Origin of the sequence: Pantoea sp. RG18 (genome assembly GCF_025910075.1) — a bacterium.
Taxonomy (GTDB): Bacteria; Pseudomonadota; Gammaproteobacteria; order Enterobacterales; family Enterobacteriaceae; genus Pantoea; species Pantoea agglomerans.
Map to the genome: position 1 here is coordinate 695,942 of NZ_JAPCIL010000002.1, position 15,713 is coordinate 711,654.

Genomic DNA, 15,713 nt, shown 5'->3' on the forward strand with positions numbered 1-15,713 from the left:
ACTGTATGTATAAACAGTATCACGGTGACTTCAAATCGTAAAGAATCGTGCGGATCAGATTAGTCCGACTGCCGTTTTATTAATCAGGCAGCTTTATGCCCCTTTTTCTCGCGAGCGCAATGAAGCGCTTTAATGGATTGGTATCTTTGCGCCGTCTATGGAACAGATAGCCGCTTGTACCGCTCCAGTAAGAAAGCTCCCCAACCCTGATTGTATGGCCTTTCATCATGCGGACAGCTTCACCGTCGGACAGTGTTAGCCTGGAGATCTCGAAGAAACTCTTTTTCAACGTTTCCCGTTCTGTGCAATGACTTAGTTCAGTGTGATATTTGTCCGGCTCAGGTTGCTCCTGCGCTGGCTTTTCTCTTAATTGCTTAATGATCCTTCTTCGCTCGGCGCGAGTAGGGGGCTTTGTGAAATCGATAGCTGCTTCAGAGCATGTTGGCTCCGTACAGTTATTGACAGAACTCCGAGAGGACGCGGGCGCGTCCTGAAATTCAAAACCCAAATCAACGGCACGTTTCGGGACAATCTTCCATTGCATCAGACGGGTTAAAATTGGCGTATCGTCGCCAACTTCAGTTGCGTAAACGCCCTTGATGCGCACGGTTTCCTCACCGTATTCATTAAAGTCTTCGCTTGCCTGATACCAGGTGCGCACAGCCAGCTCGTCGCGGCGCACGAACGGGCCTCCTTGCGCGTTAACGTATCCGGCCCAGTCTCCTGCATCAGCTGCGTCATGCGCGGCGGCAAACTCAACGCTCAGGCCGTGCGCGGTTTCGCTGTCAGCCATGCGGCGCAGTTCGCGGTAAACCGTGACCGGCGCGCCGCCCACAAACTGGAATTGCCGGATATGCCAGCGTGCCGCCCATGCGGAAACGGCCGAGGCGGTTTCCTTCAGGTCTTTGCCGCTTTCATCGTCTGTCTCGCCATCGAGCGCGTAGCCATCGATGTTCTTGGAAATGTATTTAGCAACGTAACCCGTCGCGCTACCTTTCTCCGGGTCGATAGCCTCGGCGTGAAAGCGGGCCTTAAGGGCTTTGTCGCTTGTCAGCTCGCTGCCGTCTTCCTGCCAGGCGTAGTCGCGCATAATCTCGCGCACGCGCTTAGCCTGCTCCGGGCGCATAAACATAAGCATGTGCCAGTGTGGGGTCGCGTCATGATGAGGCTCAGCAACACGGATCCCGAAGATGCGGATTTCTTCGCGGTGCAGCTTGGCGCGGATTTTCTGCCAGACGCTGCAGAGATAACGCTGCGTGTCGGCCGGGCTGGCACCGTTCCATTTGCGGTTACGATGCCCTGTTTTTATTGTGGCGTGATAGCGAGCTGGGGCGGTGAGGGTGTAGAACTCGCCGATAAAGCCCATTTCGTTGCAGATGTTTTCGAAGCCGCGAATGCGGGTCATCAGCTCGCAGCGGCGGATCGCCGGGTTAGCTACGCTGCCGTCGTATTTCTCGATCAGGCTAATGCGATTGCCTTCCTCGTCTTCCAGCTCCATTCCCTTTAAAAACTCACGGGTACGGCGCTTCTGCTCACGCCACTCAGAAACGGTCATGCTGCTGGCATAGGGGGTATGCTTTTTGCTGACGTTTGCCAGTGCGATTTGGAGATGTTCACGCCATGATGCGGCGACGCGACGCAGCCTGCCTTTCCACCATTTTTCCGTCTGCATACGCAGGATTGCTGGAGTAACTTCCTCCGGGTCAAAAAGGCGCGACGTGACCTTTTCCCACAGGGGAGGCGTCTGGCTCATCTCGCGGGTGATGGTGGCAGCAGTCATGTATATGCGGTGCGTGTATTTGTAGTCTGACTCGTCACTGGCCTGCGCGTGTGCCTGTACCAGCTCGGCCAGGATGAAATTAGCCATATCCCCAGCCAGCAAATCGACGTCGGCCCGAGCCATATCCGGCAGGCGGTTAAAGCGGCGCATCAGATTGAAAAGCTGGCCACCTGCTACCGCGGCATTGTCGCGCTGGGTTGCGTTACCGCCGAGTAAACTTAATGTGCTCCCCTTCATCACGCCGAGACGATATTGAGAATTAACGGTTTCAACGCGTGGCAATGTGCGCTCAACGAAAGTTTTCGCTAAGTACGCATTGGCACGATCAATACCCTGCGTTTTTTCCAGCTCACTAACCCGACGCCTTACATCAATCTGAATCAGCGCTGGCTGCTTTTCGAGTAATTCCTGCGCATGCACTAAAGCCGCAATCATCTGACTGCGGCAGTGCATTTCCTCATAGGTGGCATAAGGGCTGGCGATAGCTTCCCGTGGAGCATTCCACGGGTAAGCAAATTCCTCATGCATCAGGTATTACCCTGCCGGTGTTTACTGCACTGTTCCTCAATTTCCTGGCAGGAAACACAGCGAGTTACACCCAGATATGCGCGGCGGCGCTTTTCAGGAATTGGGGCATCACAGTCTTCACAAAATGAGGCGCTTATAGCAGGCGCGCGATTGACGATATTGGCGATGTTGCGAGCCAGCATTTCATCGGTGCGCTGCTGTACGATGTCCATTGAGTCAGTCATTAGTGCGCCTCCTCAATCTGAGCCTGGATTTTTTCTGCTTCCTGATTAAGTAGCTCGGCTGCTTCGACACAAGTTAATTCTTCATGGCGAATTTTCGAGGCCAGGATGTTAAGGCGGGATATCATGAGGTCAGCACGACCGCGACGTTCTTCGCGACGCGCATCATTCAGCATCATATCGAGTTCGATATAGCAACCAGGCTTAGTGGTACCAGATAATTTATTCAGCATGCGATTTTCCTTTATTCAGGCAAAGCGAATCCCGGCGGGTTTACGCCAATTAATTGCTTTGGGTTATTTAGTTCGAAATAGTCATTCGTTTGGGGAACAAACTCACAACGGCTTTCAGGTGGTTCATTGCGCGAATCACTGCGTTTCTTTCATCAGTAGTGAGATCAGAAAAATCGGCTGAGTGCCGGTCTTTACCGATGTTTGCCAGAAAGAAAATGGCACTTAAAGCACGCTTGTTATCCTGATAATTGCTGTCAGTAACATCGCGCATTCCAGCAATAAAACGGGCTACATCTTTTTCACAATTACCGCCCATCAGTTGCGCGCGAAGCAGTGCAACATGATTCAGCGCGGCAACACGTTGACCGGCTGTCAGTTCGACCAGCATGGAATCGCCTTCGATAGCCATGATTTGCCTCTCTTAGGTAATGCCTGTGCTTTTACTTCTGAATACGACGGAATAGCCGGGTTCCAGCGCTTACCGTTTTCTCCCATGATCCAGCCATGTCCGTATGACATGGATGGGCTTTGGCGTTTAAGCCTTGCTGCCAATGAGATCATAATTACCCTTCAACTCATGCCAAATGATGCACTGATACCGCTGATGGCATCGACGGTTGAGGACAGTGCCGGGTTAGCCTGAATACGCGCCTGTACCGCCATTGCAGCCAGTGTTAAGCAGCGAATACCGCTATTAACGTTTTGCAGCAGGCCACGTTTACAGTTGGCTGTCATAGGTTCTGTAGACGTTGCCCCAGCTGCTAACTGACCTACTTCTGCGGTGGCTTTCATGACATACAGGGGAAATTTTTCATCAGCGACTTCGTTTACCGGCACACAGGGGAGGCACTGGATTTGCGCCAGCAGGCCATCTACTAACGTTGCATCTTCAGTGACATCGGTAAGAGCTAAAACCTCTAAGACGGTAAGCTGATGCGGCTGTTCTGGATTCAGCTTGTTACGCAGAGTTTGCGCACGCATGCCGGACTGCTTAGCGACGTCTTCCATGTTGTGAGCTAACGCGAATTTGCGACAGGCATCGTCGTAATGGGTATGGGTAGAAACCTTGAAATCAAACATGCTCAGATCCTTCTTAACTTGCAAAATCAAGTTATGGTTTGATATAGCGGCATTTGATTGCCTGCTGGCGGTTCTTTTCACGCCATGCAGCAACATTGATAAGCGGATTGCCATGTTTGGTCATAGTGGTCTCTACCACTTCACCGGTCTTACGGTTGGTACGGTTCTGTGTATAGGTGAAAGATGGGGTAGGGGCGAGCAGCACTACGCCGTTAGCAATCCATTTTTCCAGCACTGACAGGCTGATACGGTTGGCTGCAGCAAAGTCCTGCTTAGACATTGTTGGGGATGTGGCGAGCGTGACGGCTTTGTTTACGGCGTCGTTCACTGCTTCGCTGATGGCTGGCATCAAAATCGCTGCGACATTGGCAATAAAATCTTGAGATTGCACTAAGTCAAATGCGTTCTGACTGTTTGCATTTTCAGTATGCATAACGCAATATCTCCAGTTAAATAACGTGTTCTACGGTGTTACATGTGGTGTGTACATACGTTAGATCACAATTGTGCTCATGTAAACTACTTTTGTGGTTGGTTATGTATGCCTAACTTAGGGGCAAATGCCCAAGAAGTGATTGAGAGGTTACTTTCGGCTTATGGTGTAACGACACAGCGTGCATTGGCTGAAGCCCTCAATGTTCCTTCAAATAACGTAAGTGCATGGTCTCAACGTAATAGCGTGCCGGGTAGCGCTATTATTAAGTGTGTGCTTGATACCGGCGTAGATCTGCAATGGCTTTTGAATGGAAAGCTTGCAAATGCAAACTTAGATCGAGCTGTAGACCTGCCTTCTGGCGAAGTTCTTTTGAAGGAAATCACATCCAATGGTGGTAAAGCAGTGCTGCGCAGAATCATGGATGCTTATGGTTTCACCCTTCAAAAGCAACTTTGCGAACTATTAGGAATTTCGTCGGGAACAGTCAGCACTTGGATTAGAAGGGACTATTTTCCTGGTGATGTAGTTGTTGCCTGCGCTTTAGAAACTGGAGTTGATCTTCAGTGGCTGGCAACAGGGAAGGGCATGCAACACTCTAAGTCAGTAGAGCAACTCACTGGGAATTTGATTCCTCACAAAACTTTAGTAACTGGTAATTTGCATGAGTCTGGACTCTGGGAAATAAACTTAAGTTTTATTTCTCATAATGTTTCCGAACCTGTTTTCATTTCAAGTAATAAGTCAGCATGGGTTGTAGACATGAATGTCGGTGAGCTAAGCAATGGCCGATGGTTGCTGGGTATTGACGATAAATACGACGTTTATGATGTTTCTATTTTACCTGGAAAGAAAATTAACGTGATGAGTAAGGGAAGTAATTTTACTTGTGGCGCTGATGAAGTGGATACCGCCGGGAAGGTGGTTTTAACGATGGATTATAATTTTTAAGGATATTAAATGGATACGGTTTTAGTTTTATGCTCGTTGGTTTTAGCTGGCTACGCTATTCGCAGTATTTGTATAAAGCAACAAAGCCTCGGTAAAAAAGTTGGGAAATCTATTTTCTCAGTTTGGTATTTTTTAACTGCCGGTGGTCTCGCTGTTGAACCTTCAGCTAATGCATTAGCTTCAATTATCATGATGATTATTGGCGCAGCAGTAGTATGGTACTGCAATCGAGACTATAAAAAACCGCACACCAATAGTAAGAACCTAATAAGTGAGCATTCTGATGCGCTTAAGGATTTTGAGTTATCCAATGGTAAAAAAGGAGGGGCCAAGGCTAAAGCATATCGTTCTGTAAACTATGCAAAAGGAAAGAGCGAAGAAATTAAAGCAGTCGCGTTTTCGTATGTTAATAGCAAAGGTGAAAGTAGTTTCCGCGATGTTGATGTAAAGAGTTTTGATGGTGAGTATGTTGAGGGTTACTGTTATTTATCACGTAAATTCAAAACGTTCAGGATAGATAGAGTGGAAGGTGACATAATCGTTCGAACTACTGGGGAGGCTTTAGCTTGCCACGAATGGGCTGAAGCTATGTGCCAGGGGGAATAATATATGGAATATATCAAAAAAATTTTGGTAATGGATATTGGCAATCAAGAAGAGTTATCGAATTCCTTAGCCATATACACTATGTTTCACCATCTTATACCTGAGTATAAATTTGTTTTTTCTTCACCAAAAGGCCCGTACCCTGGATTTGAATCTAATAAAAAGTTTAAAAATGGTGCGTCCATTAGGTCATTATTTAATGATGAGAATGTAATAGTTATGGATCCAGAGACTATAGGTGAGATGTTTAGTGAAAAAGGATGCTCAACTTTCAAAATTGATTATTCAATATCTCTAGATAGTCAGGCCTTAAGTTATCTTCAGCCTTATATTAATGGCAGAAAAGCAGGGCTTGATGACGACATCGAGGAGATATTTAAATTCATATCTCTTAAAGATACTCAAGTTGATTCTGTACTATATGAAATTGAAAATTTAAAAAATATGGATGATAGTGGCAATCATCACAAAATTTTTGACAAACTTTTAGGCTACGAATTTATAAAAAAATTTGATACTGAAAAATTTCACCAAACAGGTTGTTTAAGTAGCAAAGTATCAAAAGCTGAGCTTCTTCTTAATACGGACAGGCATTTTAGAAACATGCTTGGTAAAAATAAAAATCAAGAATTTAGAAAGGCTATATTGGAAAGGTATAACTGTATATATATTTACCTTCTTAAAATTAGCATAATCCAAATTGGATCTCCTTCAAGATCTTTTAAAAATAAGATGTTGGATGTTTTCAGATTTGCCCATGATAAAGCTTCTTTTTTTGCTACTCGAGAGTTAATTGTTGCGGCTGAGTTTTTTGAAAAAGGCACGAATTTCAAATTTTTTAATAAGATACACAGGAATTCGAAAAATATTTGGCAAGCTCTTAGAGGAATGACTTGGGACCTTGTTCATTTTAGGTACTTAGAGCAAGCAATAACTTTTGACATGGGAAATGGTGAAAGATATTTCTTCCCAGGCTTGCTTACTTGTGATAAGGGGTTCATTGAGGTTATGGAACTTACCTCTTTGAAGGCAGTGGCTTTTAATACTAATGGAGGGCCACCAATTCTTTTTTTCCACTCTAAGGACACGGAAAAGATTACTGCGAATTTACCAGAGTTATATGATTTTCATAAGAAACTAAGTACTAAAGAAAAAGTTGAACAAAGAGAAAATGTACGTAATTCGGCGGATTATAACTTAGCTTCAATTGTCACTGAACTTGAGACAGAACTGGCCACTGTTTCAAATGTTGCTTGCCCAAAGAATCTTACCTGAGACGGCTGGAGCCATCTTATCGCCATGATCGATTACAACTTGATGATTTATAAAGGATAAAATAGTATTCGGTCTTTTTTTGTTCTATGATTTATAAAGATTTTTCTGTGACTTTTACGAAATATCCCGAAATCACACTATTCAATCTATGCCATCACATATTCCTGATCGCTTGAATCACGATTGTTTTTTCTTCATAGAAAAGTTTTTTATGGTCGAATGGCCTTTAAAAAAAACTTCTTCGCTTCTCACATCAAATAGTCGAATTTCAGCGCGTCTCATCTCATGAAAATTCAGCAGGTCTGGCCCAATCTTAATACCTCTCATTTCGCGCGCTTCGACTAATACTCTCATTAATGCATCTGGGGCGTTACGTTGGATCAAGTCTTAATGACAAACATGCCGTTATTGATTTCGATAATGCAGACACAGTGACGTTAATCATTCATCCGATGTCCACTGAGTGAAGGTATGCTAGGGGACACAGCTCGTGCCGAGGGATTCACGTATTTATAGTTCTCTGACGGACGGATAGGCAAATTTCGGAGAGTGATCGTTTTATCTTAGTGTGGCACTATAATGCAGCCATTATCATGAACGAGGGATTGAGAATGATATCAGGAACAGCAGCAAAACAGGAACCTGGACGTTACTACACATTTGAGTCGAGATTGCCTCAGGGCGTTTTTTTTGAGATTCGCCCCAGCCATTTGCCAGGAAATGCAAAGCCCGTAACAGATGAAACCAGCGGTATGTGTATCGGTTACTCGGTCGCACAGGCTCCGGGTTTGTGGCAGATTTATGACGTTCAGGGGCATTTTGTCAGGCTGGAAGAAGCGCCACTTGAAACACCCCTGATTGATCCCACGGATATTGCCCTGTTTGGCCTAGGTATTTTTCGTATCCTTCGTACAGGGCGGGTGCTGTTTGAATCAGGGGCACGTGCCGCTGTTTATGCGAAGCTCAGTCAATCCACTATATCCTTTCTGCGCAGCAGACTGAAACTAGGGCTGCATGCACGTAACCTTAAAATGACTGAGGCTGCTGCAAAACACATGTATGAACCGGGTCGCTATGTCCCTCTGCAAATTCAGGAGCGAGCCATTCGATATGGCAAGAGAATGGCAGATCCCCGTAAAGGTGATGGCATGTTCAGATATGAAACCAGAATGTTCAAGCTACGCTTTAATAAGCAAACTCTGCAGTATGAGTACAAAGAATACACCCTCGAAGTTGTGGTGCGTGAATCAGACTGGACGATATCGCATTTCAAATATATGGATTAACTGAAAGGAAGGCTTTTATGTTTGATTTTCGCAATGAGGATTTCACCTTCGTGATTTCTCCTTTTGAAAGGATACCCGACAATGAAGCAGATCCTGCTGGGCACTTATGGGATTGGATCCAGTCATGGATAGAATTCTCCGTAAGCGGCGTGAAAGTACAGTTTCAGACTGAATTTACTGTAGGTGAGCTAAGAATTTTAAAGGATGAGTTTGCCGCGAATTATCAGGCAATAATCGCACAGCGCGAATTAAAACCTTTCATTTTTCGCAGCGAGCGTGGTCAGCTCAACATGGTTATCAGGAAAGTGACTGGTAAAGATGGTGTAATAGTAGAGTTTGATATTCGCCCGGAATCCCATGCCGACAGCGTTCAGGTTAAAGGCAGCTTTGGCCTTGATGAAAGCTATTTCCCCGACATTCTGAAGAGGCTGGATGAAATGATTCAATGGCAGAATTAAACATTTAGCCATTGAAAAGTTTTAACTGAAAGCTTTGGGCATAAAATGGGTCTTTATTCAGGTTTTTCCGTCCATGCAATATTCGATGCGGCAGTATCAGCACCTGTACTGCCAAACAGGGGGAAATTGCTGACGCTCTTTATGAGATTATGAATAAATGAAGCGTGCTATTTTATGGCTGATTCAGTCATTTTTATATTTAGTTCCTGCTGCAGTTATTGTGGCTGGCGTGTATATCTTCATCTGCTTTGTTCCGCAGTATGCAGCACTTCTTAGTTTTGCATGGGTTATCGTAGTTTCTTATGTGTATATTAAATTTAACCGATGGTATTGATAAAATCCTGACATATTAGTGAGCTTAAAATTTGAGTGGAAAAGCGAACGCAAAATAACCCTACTAGCTTAAGGTGCCCGGTCTGCATCCCAAAAACCCACTCCACTCTGCAAAAGCAGAAACAACCCTGCCAGCCTCGCACCCAAAGCTTACCTGTCATCTTGTCATCACCACGGTTTGGCTTATCCTTAAGTCTTCAATCAAAAGGAGTAACGTTTATGAAAGCGGCAATTGCTAACAGTGAACACAAGGTTGAAGTGGTTGAGAAGACGTTGCGTCCTCTCAAAACGGGCGAAGCACGGCTCAGGATGGAATGCTGTGGCGTATGCCATACCGATCTGCATGTGAAGAACGGTGATTTCGGTGATAAAACCGGCGTGACGCTGGGCCATGAAGGTATCGGTATTGTTGAGGAAGTCGCGCCAGATGTTACCTCACTCAAGCCAGGCGATCGTGCCAGCGTGGCCTGGTTCTTTAAGGGCTGCGGACACTGCCAATACTGTAACTCCGGTAACGAAACGCTCTGCAGAGAGGTCGTTAATGCCGGTTATACCGTCGATGGCGGCATGGCTGAAGAGTGTATCGTCGTTGCAGACTATTCGGTGAAAGTCCCCGACGGGCTTGATCCTTACGCCGCCAGTAGTGTCACCTGCGCTGGTGTCACCACCTATAAAGCGGTGAAAGTGTCCGAGGTAAAACCGGGTCAGTGGCTGGCGATTTACGGTCTTGGCGGGCTGGGAAACCTCGCCCTGCAGTATGCGAAAAATGTCTTTAACGCCAAAGTGATCGCGGTTGATGTGAGTGATGGGCAACTGGCACTGGCGAAAGAGATGGGCGCCGACCTGGTTGTAAACTCGGCCAGCGAAGATGCGGCTCGTTTTATTCAGGAACAAACCGGTGGGGCGCATGCGGCTGTGGTAACGGCGGTTGCCAAAGCGGCCTTTAACTCTGCTGTCGATGCGGTCAGGGCCGGTGGTCGGGTGGTGGCTGTCGGACTGCCGCCGGAAGCGATGAGCCTGAATATTCCACGTCTGGTGCTCGATGGCATTCAGGTAGTAGGATCGCTGGTCGGAACGCGTAACGATCTGGCGGAAGCTTTCCAGTTTGCGGCAGAAGGGAAGGTGGTGCCGAAGGTGACCAAAAGGAAGATTGGTGAGGTCAATGCCATCTTCGATGAGATGATTCAGGGCAAGATCCGCGGCAGGATGGTAATCGACTTTAGCGGTCAGTCTGCTGAATAATCCGTGCTGATAATCGCAGAAGCCCGCGCCGTGCGGGCTTTTTTATGCCTGTAAGGCCAGTTCTCTCCCTCTGAATGCGTAAGAGCACATTCGGTTAAAGCATTAATAAGCGCGGCTTTATGTTTCATGATGTGATTTTCACTTGAACTTTACCGGTAACATTATAGTTTATGGGGTGAAGTCTGATTACACACATCTGAAGGAGGGTTATTTATGGCTAAGCATCACTTACTCAAATCCATTGAAATTGCAGCGATTGTGCTGTTTGTCCTGATACTGGCGTATCTGGCTGTTACCGGTCTGCTGTCATCAACTGGCGTGGATCACGCCTGGCCTTATCCCAGTAAGTAACTGAGTGCCGCACCAGGGAAATTATAAATAATATAAATAGATAACCGATCCTGATACAGGACATAAAAAACCCCGCAATCGCGAGGTTAATCAGAAGTTACACCAGGCTTACTGAAAGCAGAATCAGCTCTCCGGTTTCCAGCGACAGGCTTTTCTTGGTTTCGAACATAAAGGCTTCCAGCGCCTCCTCGACATCATCGCCCTCGATAAAGGCGTGGGTCGTGACATGATTTTCACCCTCAGGCTTAATCACGTAAGAAACAAACCACTTCTTCTTTTGCATGATGCTTATCCTCTTCTGAATAGGTAAATGCCGCGCACCGGCAATACTGAGTTTTTCCGCCAGGGAATCAGCTGAACATAACTGGTTCTGTCCGACAAAGACTAATCAAGCGGGGTCGGATGCAGCAGGTCGATTACGTCATCAATTTCATTGCTGGCCGCATGGCGATCAAGGGCAACCGCATAGTAGCGTCCCTTGCAGTAGTGCTTTGTTACCGCCACCCGATGGCCGGTATCGCTGTCAGCTTCACCGCCGGTCAGGGTCTGCAGGTGGGGCGGGATAACCAGCTCACTCTCGAGTTGTTCTGCTTCAATGATCACTGCGCCACCGTCGGTGGATAGCAGCAGATGCTGAATGCTCATGTTCTCTCCTCTGAGTCAGATTGCTAACCGGCAAAGTGTAGTTCACCTCAGCGGGTGTGCTGACTTCCGCTCAGGTGAGGCCATGTGAAGCGGCAATAAAAAAGCCCCGAAGTCAGGGGCTTTTAAAAACAGAAGGGCCTGCGTTAAAACTCAGCTGGTCTGATCGGCCAGCTTCGGCTTCAGCACGCGCTTACCAATCTGAATGCCGGGCTTCTCAACATACTTATAGAGTAAAGAGGCCAGCGCATAGGTCACCGGGATAGCAGAGACGCAGACAATCAGGAAACGCATCATGTCGCTCTTAAACTCGATGTCGGTGTGATTGAGCAGCAGTGCGATCAGCGGGATTACAATCAGCAGATGCAGCAGGTAGACCGAAAACGACACGTCGCCCAGCCAGGTGCTGAGACGGTTGTTCAGCAGCTTACGCGGCAGAGCAATCAGCGTTGCCATCAGGCTGCCCTGCGGGTATTGCCACAGAATCGCCGTCATACCGACGATCATCAGCGCCTCCATAATCACCTGCAGCTTAATCGCGCCCAGGCCCATCGCCACGCTGGCGACCGGGCCGAGCAGCGCAAAAGCGACGTAGAGCAGGGATTTACGGCGGATCGCCTCGGCCAGCAGCATGCCCGACAGGAACATATTCAGCTTTATCAGGATCATTGAAGGCATCTCAAACGCCTCATAATAATCTGCCAGCACATACCGGCCAGCGCAGCAGAGCGCCATGATGCCAATCAGCGAGGCGGCATAACCAAAGCGCAGCGTCACCAACATGATGAACGGGAACAGCAGATAGAACTGCATCTCCAGCCCGATGCTCCAGTCAGGCAGCACAGTATTAAAACCATATTCGGGCAGCAGGCCGAACAGGAAACTGAAGTGGGTCAGGATGTTTGCCAGCGACTGGTCGTTGTAACGCGACGACTCTGTGGCGGTGCCGGAATAGAAATGAGCAATGGTGTCACGCATCTCGCCAAACCACGGGCCATAAATCAGGGCGATGATTAACAGCAGATAGTAGAGCGGGGCGATGCGGAAGAAGCGCCGGATCCAGAACTTCTTGATGGTCTCTGTGCTCTGCCACGGCTCTTTCTGCTGACGCTCGACGTAGTTTTTCGCCATCAGATAACCCGATAACAGAATAAACAGATCGACCCCGATGCCAGGGGATGAAATAAGCGTGATATGGCAATGAACCAGTAAGCTGATATGGCCAACTAATACCCAGAGAGAAGCGATGCCGCGTAATCCCTCCAGCTCCGTAGACCAACCTCGTGTTGCAGACATAACTATTCCTCGTTTTTATCCGACCTTCGGCGCTCACTAAGCCTCAAGGCAACAGATATGTAAACGGGCCTTTACAAAAGTAAGAAGATTCCGAGCACAGGTAAGTGGGGGAAATCAACCCAAACAGGGTGGGAAAGCACAGGAAGTTAAGGGCGTGCAGTGGCACACCCTTAATCAATATCACTGATTGAAATGGTGGATCAGGCCAGTTTTAACAGGATCATACCGGCCAGCAACAGGGTCAGGCCGGCCCAGCCTTTGCGGTTCAGCCGCTGGCCAAACAACACCCATCCGGCCGCGACAGTGGCGATAATCCCAAAACCGCCCCAGACCGCATAGGCGATCGAGAGATCGATACCTTTGACCGCCTGAGCGAGTGCGCTGAACGCGAGCAGGACACAGCAAAGTGAAAGCAGACCGTACAGCGGTTTCTTAAACCCATCAGAATATTTAAGGAATATGTTAGCGGCAATCTCCAGCACGATAGCCAGCGCCAGCCAGGACGCATGAACAAGATCAGCGATGAGCATGATTAACCTCCGCTGATGATTGGGTGCCGGTTTTGATCAACACAATTCCGACGATCAGCGTCACCAGCCCACAGATTTTCAGCGCTGACAGCGTTTCACCAAACAGCTGCACGCTGAATAACGTAATCAGCATGATGCCGATACCTTCCCACAGCGCATAAGCCACGCCCAGGGCGATACGTTTAATGGCGAAACTCAGCAGAATATAAGAACAGGCAATCATGCCCAGCATCATCAGGTAGCCGGAATGGCTGCCATTGAGGCTGGACCATTTCATAAAAAGGGTACCAATAATTTCCGTAACAATAGCGAGTGATAATAAAACCCAGGCGCGCATGGGTGCTCTCCAGCAACGATAAATGACGACCTGCAACAACGCACAACGTGCGGGCAGACTCAGAACAGTTCGAAGTGGTGAGGGGACTACAGGGCGTTACGCCAGTGCTGATCGGCGGCGTTCCAGCCAGAAAGGCAAGAGGGGGAATACAGGGGGTTTGACATGAACATTCTGCTCATAAAATTTACAACACATCCACATTGTTGCTTCTCATCAGTGGACGGATAGTGCCTCCGGTTAAATAGACGCTGGATTTATAGCATTCTGCACATCACCAAATCAACAGCAGATGCTGCTTTGTTTGATGTCTGTTAAGGTTTGATGATTTGAAAAGGGTGATGTGTGGAAAAGGATCTGTGGTAAACCGTAATAAAAAAAATAGCCGGGCAACAAAAGTGCCCGGCTATTATTAAGTGACGCTGTCACGTATTATTCTGCGCGCTGCGGAACCGTGCGAACGGGTGCATCACCCGCGACATAGTAAGCGGCGGTGCTGCGTGGCAACGGATCGCGTCCACGAATCTTATCGGCAATTTTCTCGCCAATCATGATAGTGGTGGCGTTCAGGTTACCGGTGATGATCAGCGGCATAATCGACGCATCCACAACGCGTAAGCCTTCCAGTCCATGCACACGACCTTCGCCATCAACGACGGACATCGGGTCGTTACCCATCTTACAGGTGCCGCACGGGTGATAGGCGGTTTCGCCGTGGTTACGCACGAACTCATCCAGTTGCTCATCTGTCTGGCAATCCAGTCCCGGACTGATTTCACGGCCACGGTACTTATCCAGCGCCGGCTGATTGATGATCTGGCGCGTGATGCGAATTGCATCGCGGAACTCATGCCAGTCCTGCTCATGCGACATGTAGTTGAACAGAATGGCCGGATGACGACGCGGATCGCGTGACTTCAGGCGTACATGACCGCGGCTTGGAGAACGCATCGAGCCAACGTGACACTGGAAGCCGTGGGCATCAACCGCGTTGGAACCGTTGTAGTTAATCGCCACCGGCAGGAAGTGATACTGGATGTTCGGCCAGCTGAACTCTTCGCGGCTGCGGATAAAGCCACCCGCTTCAAACTGGTTGCTGGCGCCGATACCGGTGCCGTTAAACATCCACTCCGCACCAATTTTCGGCTGATTCCACCACTTCAGAGCCGGATAGATTGAGACCGGTTCTTTACACTCATACTGAAGATACATCTCCAGATGGTCCTGCAGGTTTTCACCCACGCCCGGCAGGTCGTGAACCAGCGGGATGTCGAACTGTTTCAGCAGCTCAGGAGAACCCACGCCAGAACGCTGCAGGATCTGCGGCGAGGCGATAGCGCCGGCACACAGCAGCACTTCACGGCGCGCGGTCACTTTGTTAATGGTGTTGCTGTCGCCCTGCAGATACTCCACGCCGACCGCACGCTTGCCATCGAAGATGATGCGATCGGTGGTGGCATGCGTGATGATCTTCAGGTTGGCGCGGCCTTTGGCCATATCGAGATAGCCACGCGCGGTGCTGGAGCGACGACCGTTTGGTGTGACGGTACGATCCATCGGACCAAAACCTTCCTGCTGATAGCCATTAAGGTCGTCAGTGCGCGGATAGCCCGCCTGTACGCCCGCCTCAATCATCGCTTCAAACAGCACGTTATTGCCCGCTTTAGGCGTTGCAACGCACACCGGGCCGTCGCCGCCGTGGAAATCGTTCGGGCCGATATCGCGGGTTTCCGCTTTACGGTAGTAAGGCAGGCAGTCCAGATAGCTCCAGTTCTCCAGCCCAGGTTCGCTGGCCCAGTTATCGAGATCCATCGCGTTACCGCGGATATAACACATGCCGTTAATCAGTGATGAACCGCCCAGACCTTTGCCGCGACCACACTCCATGCGGCGATTGTTCATGTAAGGCTCTGGCTCGGTTTCATAAGCCCAGTTATAGCGTTTGCCCTGTAACGGGAAGGCGAGGGCCGCAGGCATCTGGGTGCGAAAATCAAAGCGGTAATCCGGGCCGCCCGCTTCCAGCAACAGGACGCTCACGTTGCTCTCTTCGGTCAGACGGGTAGCCAGAACGTTTCCTGCGGATCCGGCTCCAATAATAATGTAATCAAATTCCATTCATCGTTCCTCAGGTTAA

20 protein-coding genes are annotated in these 15,713 nt (G+C 48.5%); 7 read left to right on the forward strand and 13 right to left on the reverse strand.

Translation table 11 applies throughout. The features are described 5' to 3' along the window. Positions 1-79: 79 nt before the first annotated feature. The 7 genes from OK409_RS03650 to OK409_RS03680 all read right to left on the reverse strand — a co-directional run bounded on the left by OK409_RS03650 (position 80) and on the right by OK409_RS03680 (position 4,275). The gene (locus tag OK409_RS03650; protein ID WP_264366773.1) at positions 80-2,308 is read right to left on the reverse strand and encodes a replication endonuclease; all 2,229 of its coding nucleotides are present in this window, start codon (positions 2,306-2,308) and stop codon (positions 80-82) included. Beyond that, positions 2,308-2,532 (reverse strand): TraR/DksA family transcriptional regulator, encoded by a 225-nt coding sequence (locus OK409_RS03655; protein ID WP_264366774.1) that lies wholly within the window; start codon positions 2,530-2,532, stop codon positions 2,308-2,310. Before OK409_RS03655 ends, OK409_RS03650 begins: the two co-directional genes overlap by 1 nt. Further along, a complete protein-coding gene (locus OK409_RS03660) occupies positions 2,532-2,762 on the reverse strand; it encodes a DUF2732 domain-containing protein (protein ID WP_264366775.1) in 231 nt (76 codons plus the stop codon). The genes OK409_RS03655 and OK409_RS03660 overlap by 1 nt, the downstream gene beginning before the upstream one ends. A gap of 67 nt (positions 2,763-2,829) precedes the next feature. Next, on the reverse strand, positions 2,830-3,171 hold the full coding sequence (locus OK409_RS03665; protein WP_264366776.1) for a DUF5347 domain-containing protein: 342 nt from the start codon (positions 3,169-3,171) through the stop codon (positions 2,830-2,832). After that, positions 3,135-3,323 carry a phage filamentation protein Fil family protein gene (locus OK409_RS03670; RefSeq protein WP_150038211.1) on the reverse strand — a complete coding sequence of 63 codons (189 nt, stop codon included), beginning with the start codon at positions 3,321-3,323 and terminating at the stop codon, positions 3,135-3,137. Before OK409_RS03670 ends, OK409_RS03665 begins: the two co-directional genes overlap by 37 nt. A 9-nt stretch (positions 3,324-3,332) precedes the next feature. Next, complete coding sequence (locus OK409_RS03675; RefSeq protein ID WP_264366777.1) at positions 3,333-3,842, reverse strand: phage regulatory CII family protein; 510 nt, start codon at positions 3,840-3,842, stop codon at positions 3,333-3,335. Positions 3,843-3,873: 31 nt separating this feature from the next. Continuing rightward, on the reverse strand, positions 3,874-4,275 hold the full coding sequence (locus OK409_RS03680; RefSeq protein WP_003854592.1) for a hypothetical protein: 402 nt from the start codon (positions 4,273-4,275) through the stop codon (positions 3,874-3,876). Between the two features lie 108 nt (positions 4,276-4,383). Here OK409_RS03680 and OK409_RS03685 point away from each other — a divergent pair, with 108 nt between their 5' ends. The 7 genes from OK409_RS03685 (at position 4,384) to OK409_RS03715 (ending at position 10,777) form a co-directional block, all read left to right on the forward strand. After that, entirely contained in the window at positions 4,384-5,226 is an 843-nt protein-coding gene (locus tag OK409_RS03685; RefSeq protein ID WP_264366778.1) for a phage repressor protein CI, read from the forward strand. A 9-nt stretch (positions 5,227-5,235) separates the two neighbouring features. Continuing rightward, a complete protein-coding gene (locus tag OK409_RS03690; RefSeq protein ID WP_264366779.1) occupies positions 5,236-5,832 on the forward strand; it encodes a WYL domain-containing protein in 597 nt (198 codons plus the stop codon). Positions 5,833-5,835: 3 nt separating this feature from the next. Next, positions 5,836-7,107 carry a hypothetical protein gene (locus OK409_RS03695; protein WP_264366780.1) on the forward strand — a complete coding sequence of 424 codons (1,272 nt, stop codon included), beginning with the start codon at positions 5,836-5,838 and terminating at the stop codon, positions 7,105-7,107. 593 nt (positions 7,108-7,700) lie between these two features. Next, positions 7,701-8,393 carry a hypothetical protein gene (locus OK409_RS03700; RefSeq protein WP_231905517.1) on the forward strand — a complete coding sequence of 231 codons (693 nt, stop codon included), beginning with the start codon at positions 7,701-7,703 and terminating at the stop codon, positions 8,391-8,393. Positions 8,394-8,410: 17 nt separating this feature from the next. Next, positions 8,411-8,851, forward strand: coding sequence for a hypothetical protein (locus tag OK409_RS03705; protein WP_061703867.1), 441 nt, complete (start codon positions 8,411-8,413; stop codon positions 8,849-8,851). Between the two features lie 552 nt (positions 8,852-9,403). Continuing rightward, positions 9,404-10,426 (forward strand): alcohol dehydrogenase AdhP, encoded by a 1,023-nt coding sequence (gene adhP / locus OK409_RS03710; protein ID WP_010258714.1) that lies wholly within the window; start codon positions 9,404-9,406, stop codon positions 10,424-10,426. A gap of 213 nt (positions 10,427-10,639) precedes the next feature. Beyond that, the gene (locus OK409_RS03715; protein ID WP_010258717.1) at positions 10,640-10,777 is read left to right on the forward strand and encodes a hypothetical protein; all 138 of its coding nucleotides are present in this window, start codon (positions 10,640-10,642) and stop codon (positions 10,775-10,777) included. A 97-nt stretch (positions 10,778-10,874) separates the two neighbouring features. Here the strand turns inward: OK409_RS03715 and OK409_RS03720 are convergent, their stop codons facing one another. The 6 genes from OK409_RS03720 to betA all read right to left on the reverse strand — a co-directional run bounded on the left by OK409_RS03720 (position 10,875) and on the right by betA (position 15,694). Then, positions 10,875-11,060 carry a hypothetical protein gene (locus OK409_RS03720; protein WP_031591405.1) on the reverse strand — a complete coding sequence of 62 codons (186 nt, stop codon included), beginning with the start codon at positions 11,058-11,060 and terminating at the stop codon, positions 10,875-10,877. 101 nt (positions 11,061-11,161) lie between these two features. After that, on the reverse strand, positions 11,162-11,422 hold the full coding sequence (locus OK409_RS03725) for a hypothetical protein (protein ID WP_122888806.1): 261 nt from the start codon (positions 11,420-11,422) through the stop codon (positions 11,162-11,164). 150 nt (positions 11,423-11,572) lie between these two features. Beyond that, on the reverse strand, positions 11,573-12,715 hold the full coding sequence (locus OK409_RS03730) for an acyltransferase family protein (protein ID WP_010258734.1): 1,143 nt from the start codon (positions 12,713-12,715) through the stop codon (positions 11,573-11,575). Between the two features lie 200 nt (positions 12,716-12,915). After that, positions 12,916-13,245 carry a multidrug/spermidine efflux SMR transporter subunit MdtI gene (mdtI, locus tag OK409_RS03735; RefSeq protein ID WP_010258739.1) on the reverse strand — a complete coding sequence of 110 codons (330 nt, stop codon included), beginning with the start codon at positions 13,243-13,245 and terminating at the stop codon, positions 12,916-12,918. After that, positions 13,232-13,582, reverse strand: a complete 351-nt coding sequence (gene mdtJ, locus OK409_RS03740; protein ID WP_010258741.1) for a multidrug/spermidine efflux SMR transporter subunit MdtJ — start codon at positions 13,580-13,582, stop codon at positions 13,232-13,234. The genes mdtI and mdtJ overlap by 14 nt, the downstream gene beginning before the upstream one ends. A gap of 429 nt (positions 13,583-14,011) precedes the next feature. Then, entirely contained in the window at positions 14,012-15,694 is a 1,683-nt protein-coding gene (gene betA, locus OK409_RS03745) for a choline dehydrogenase (protein ID WP_010258743.1), read from the reverse strand. Between the last annotated feature and the right edge of the window lie 19 nt (positions 15,695-15,713).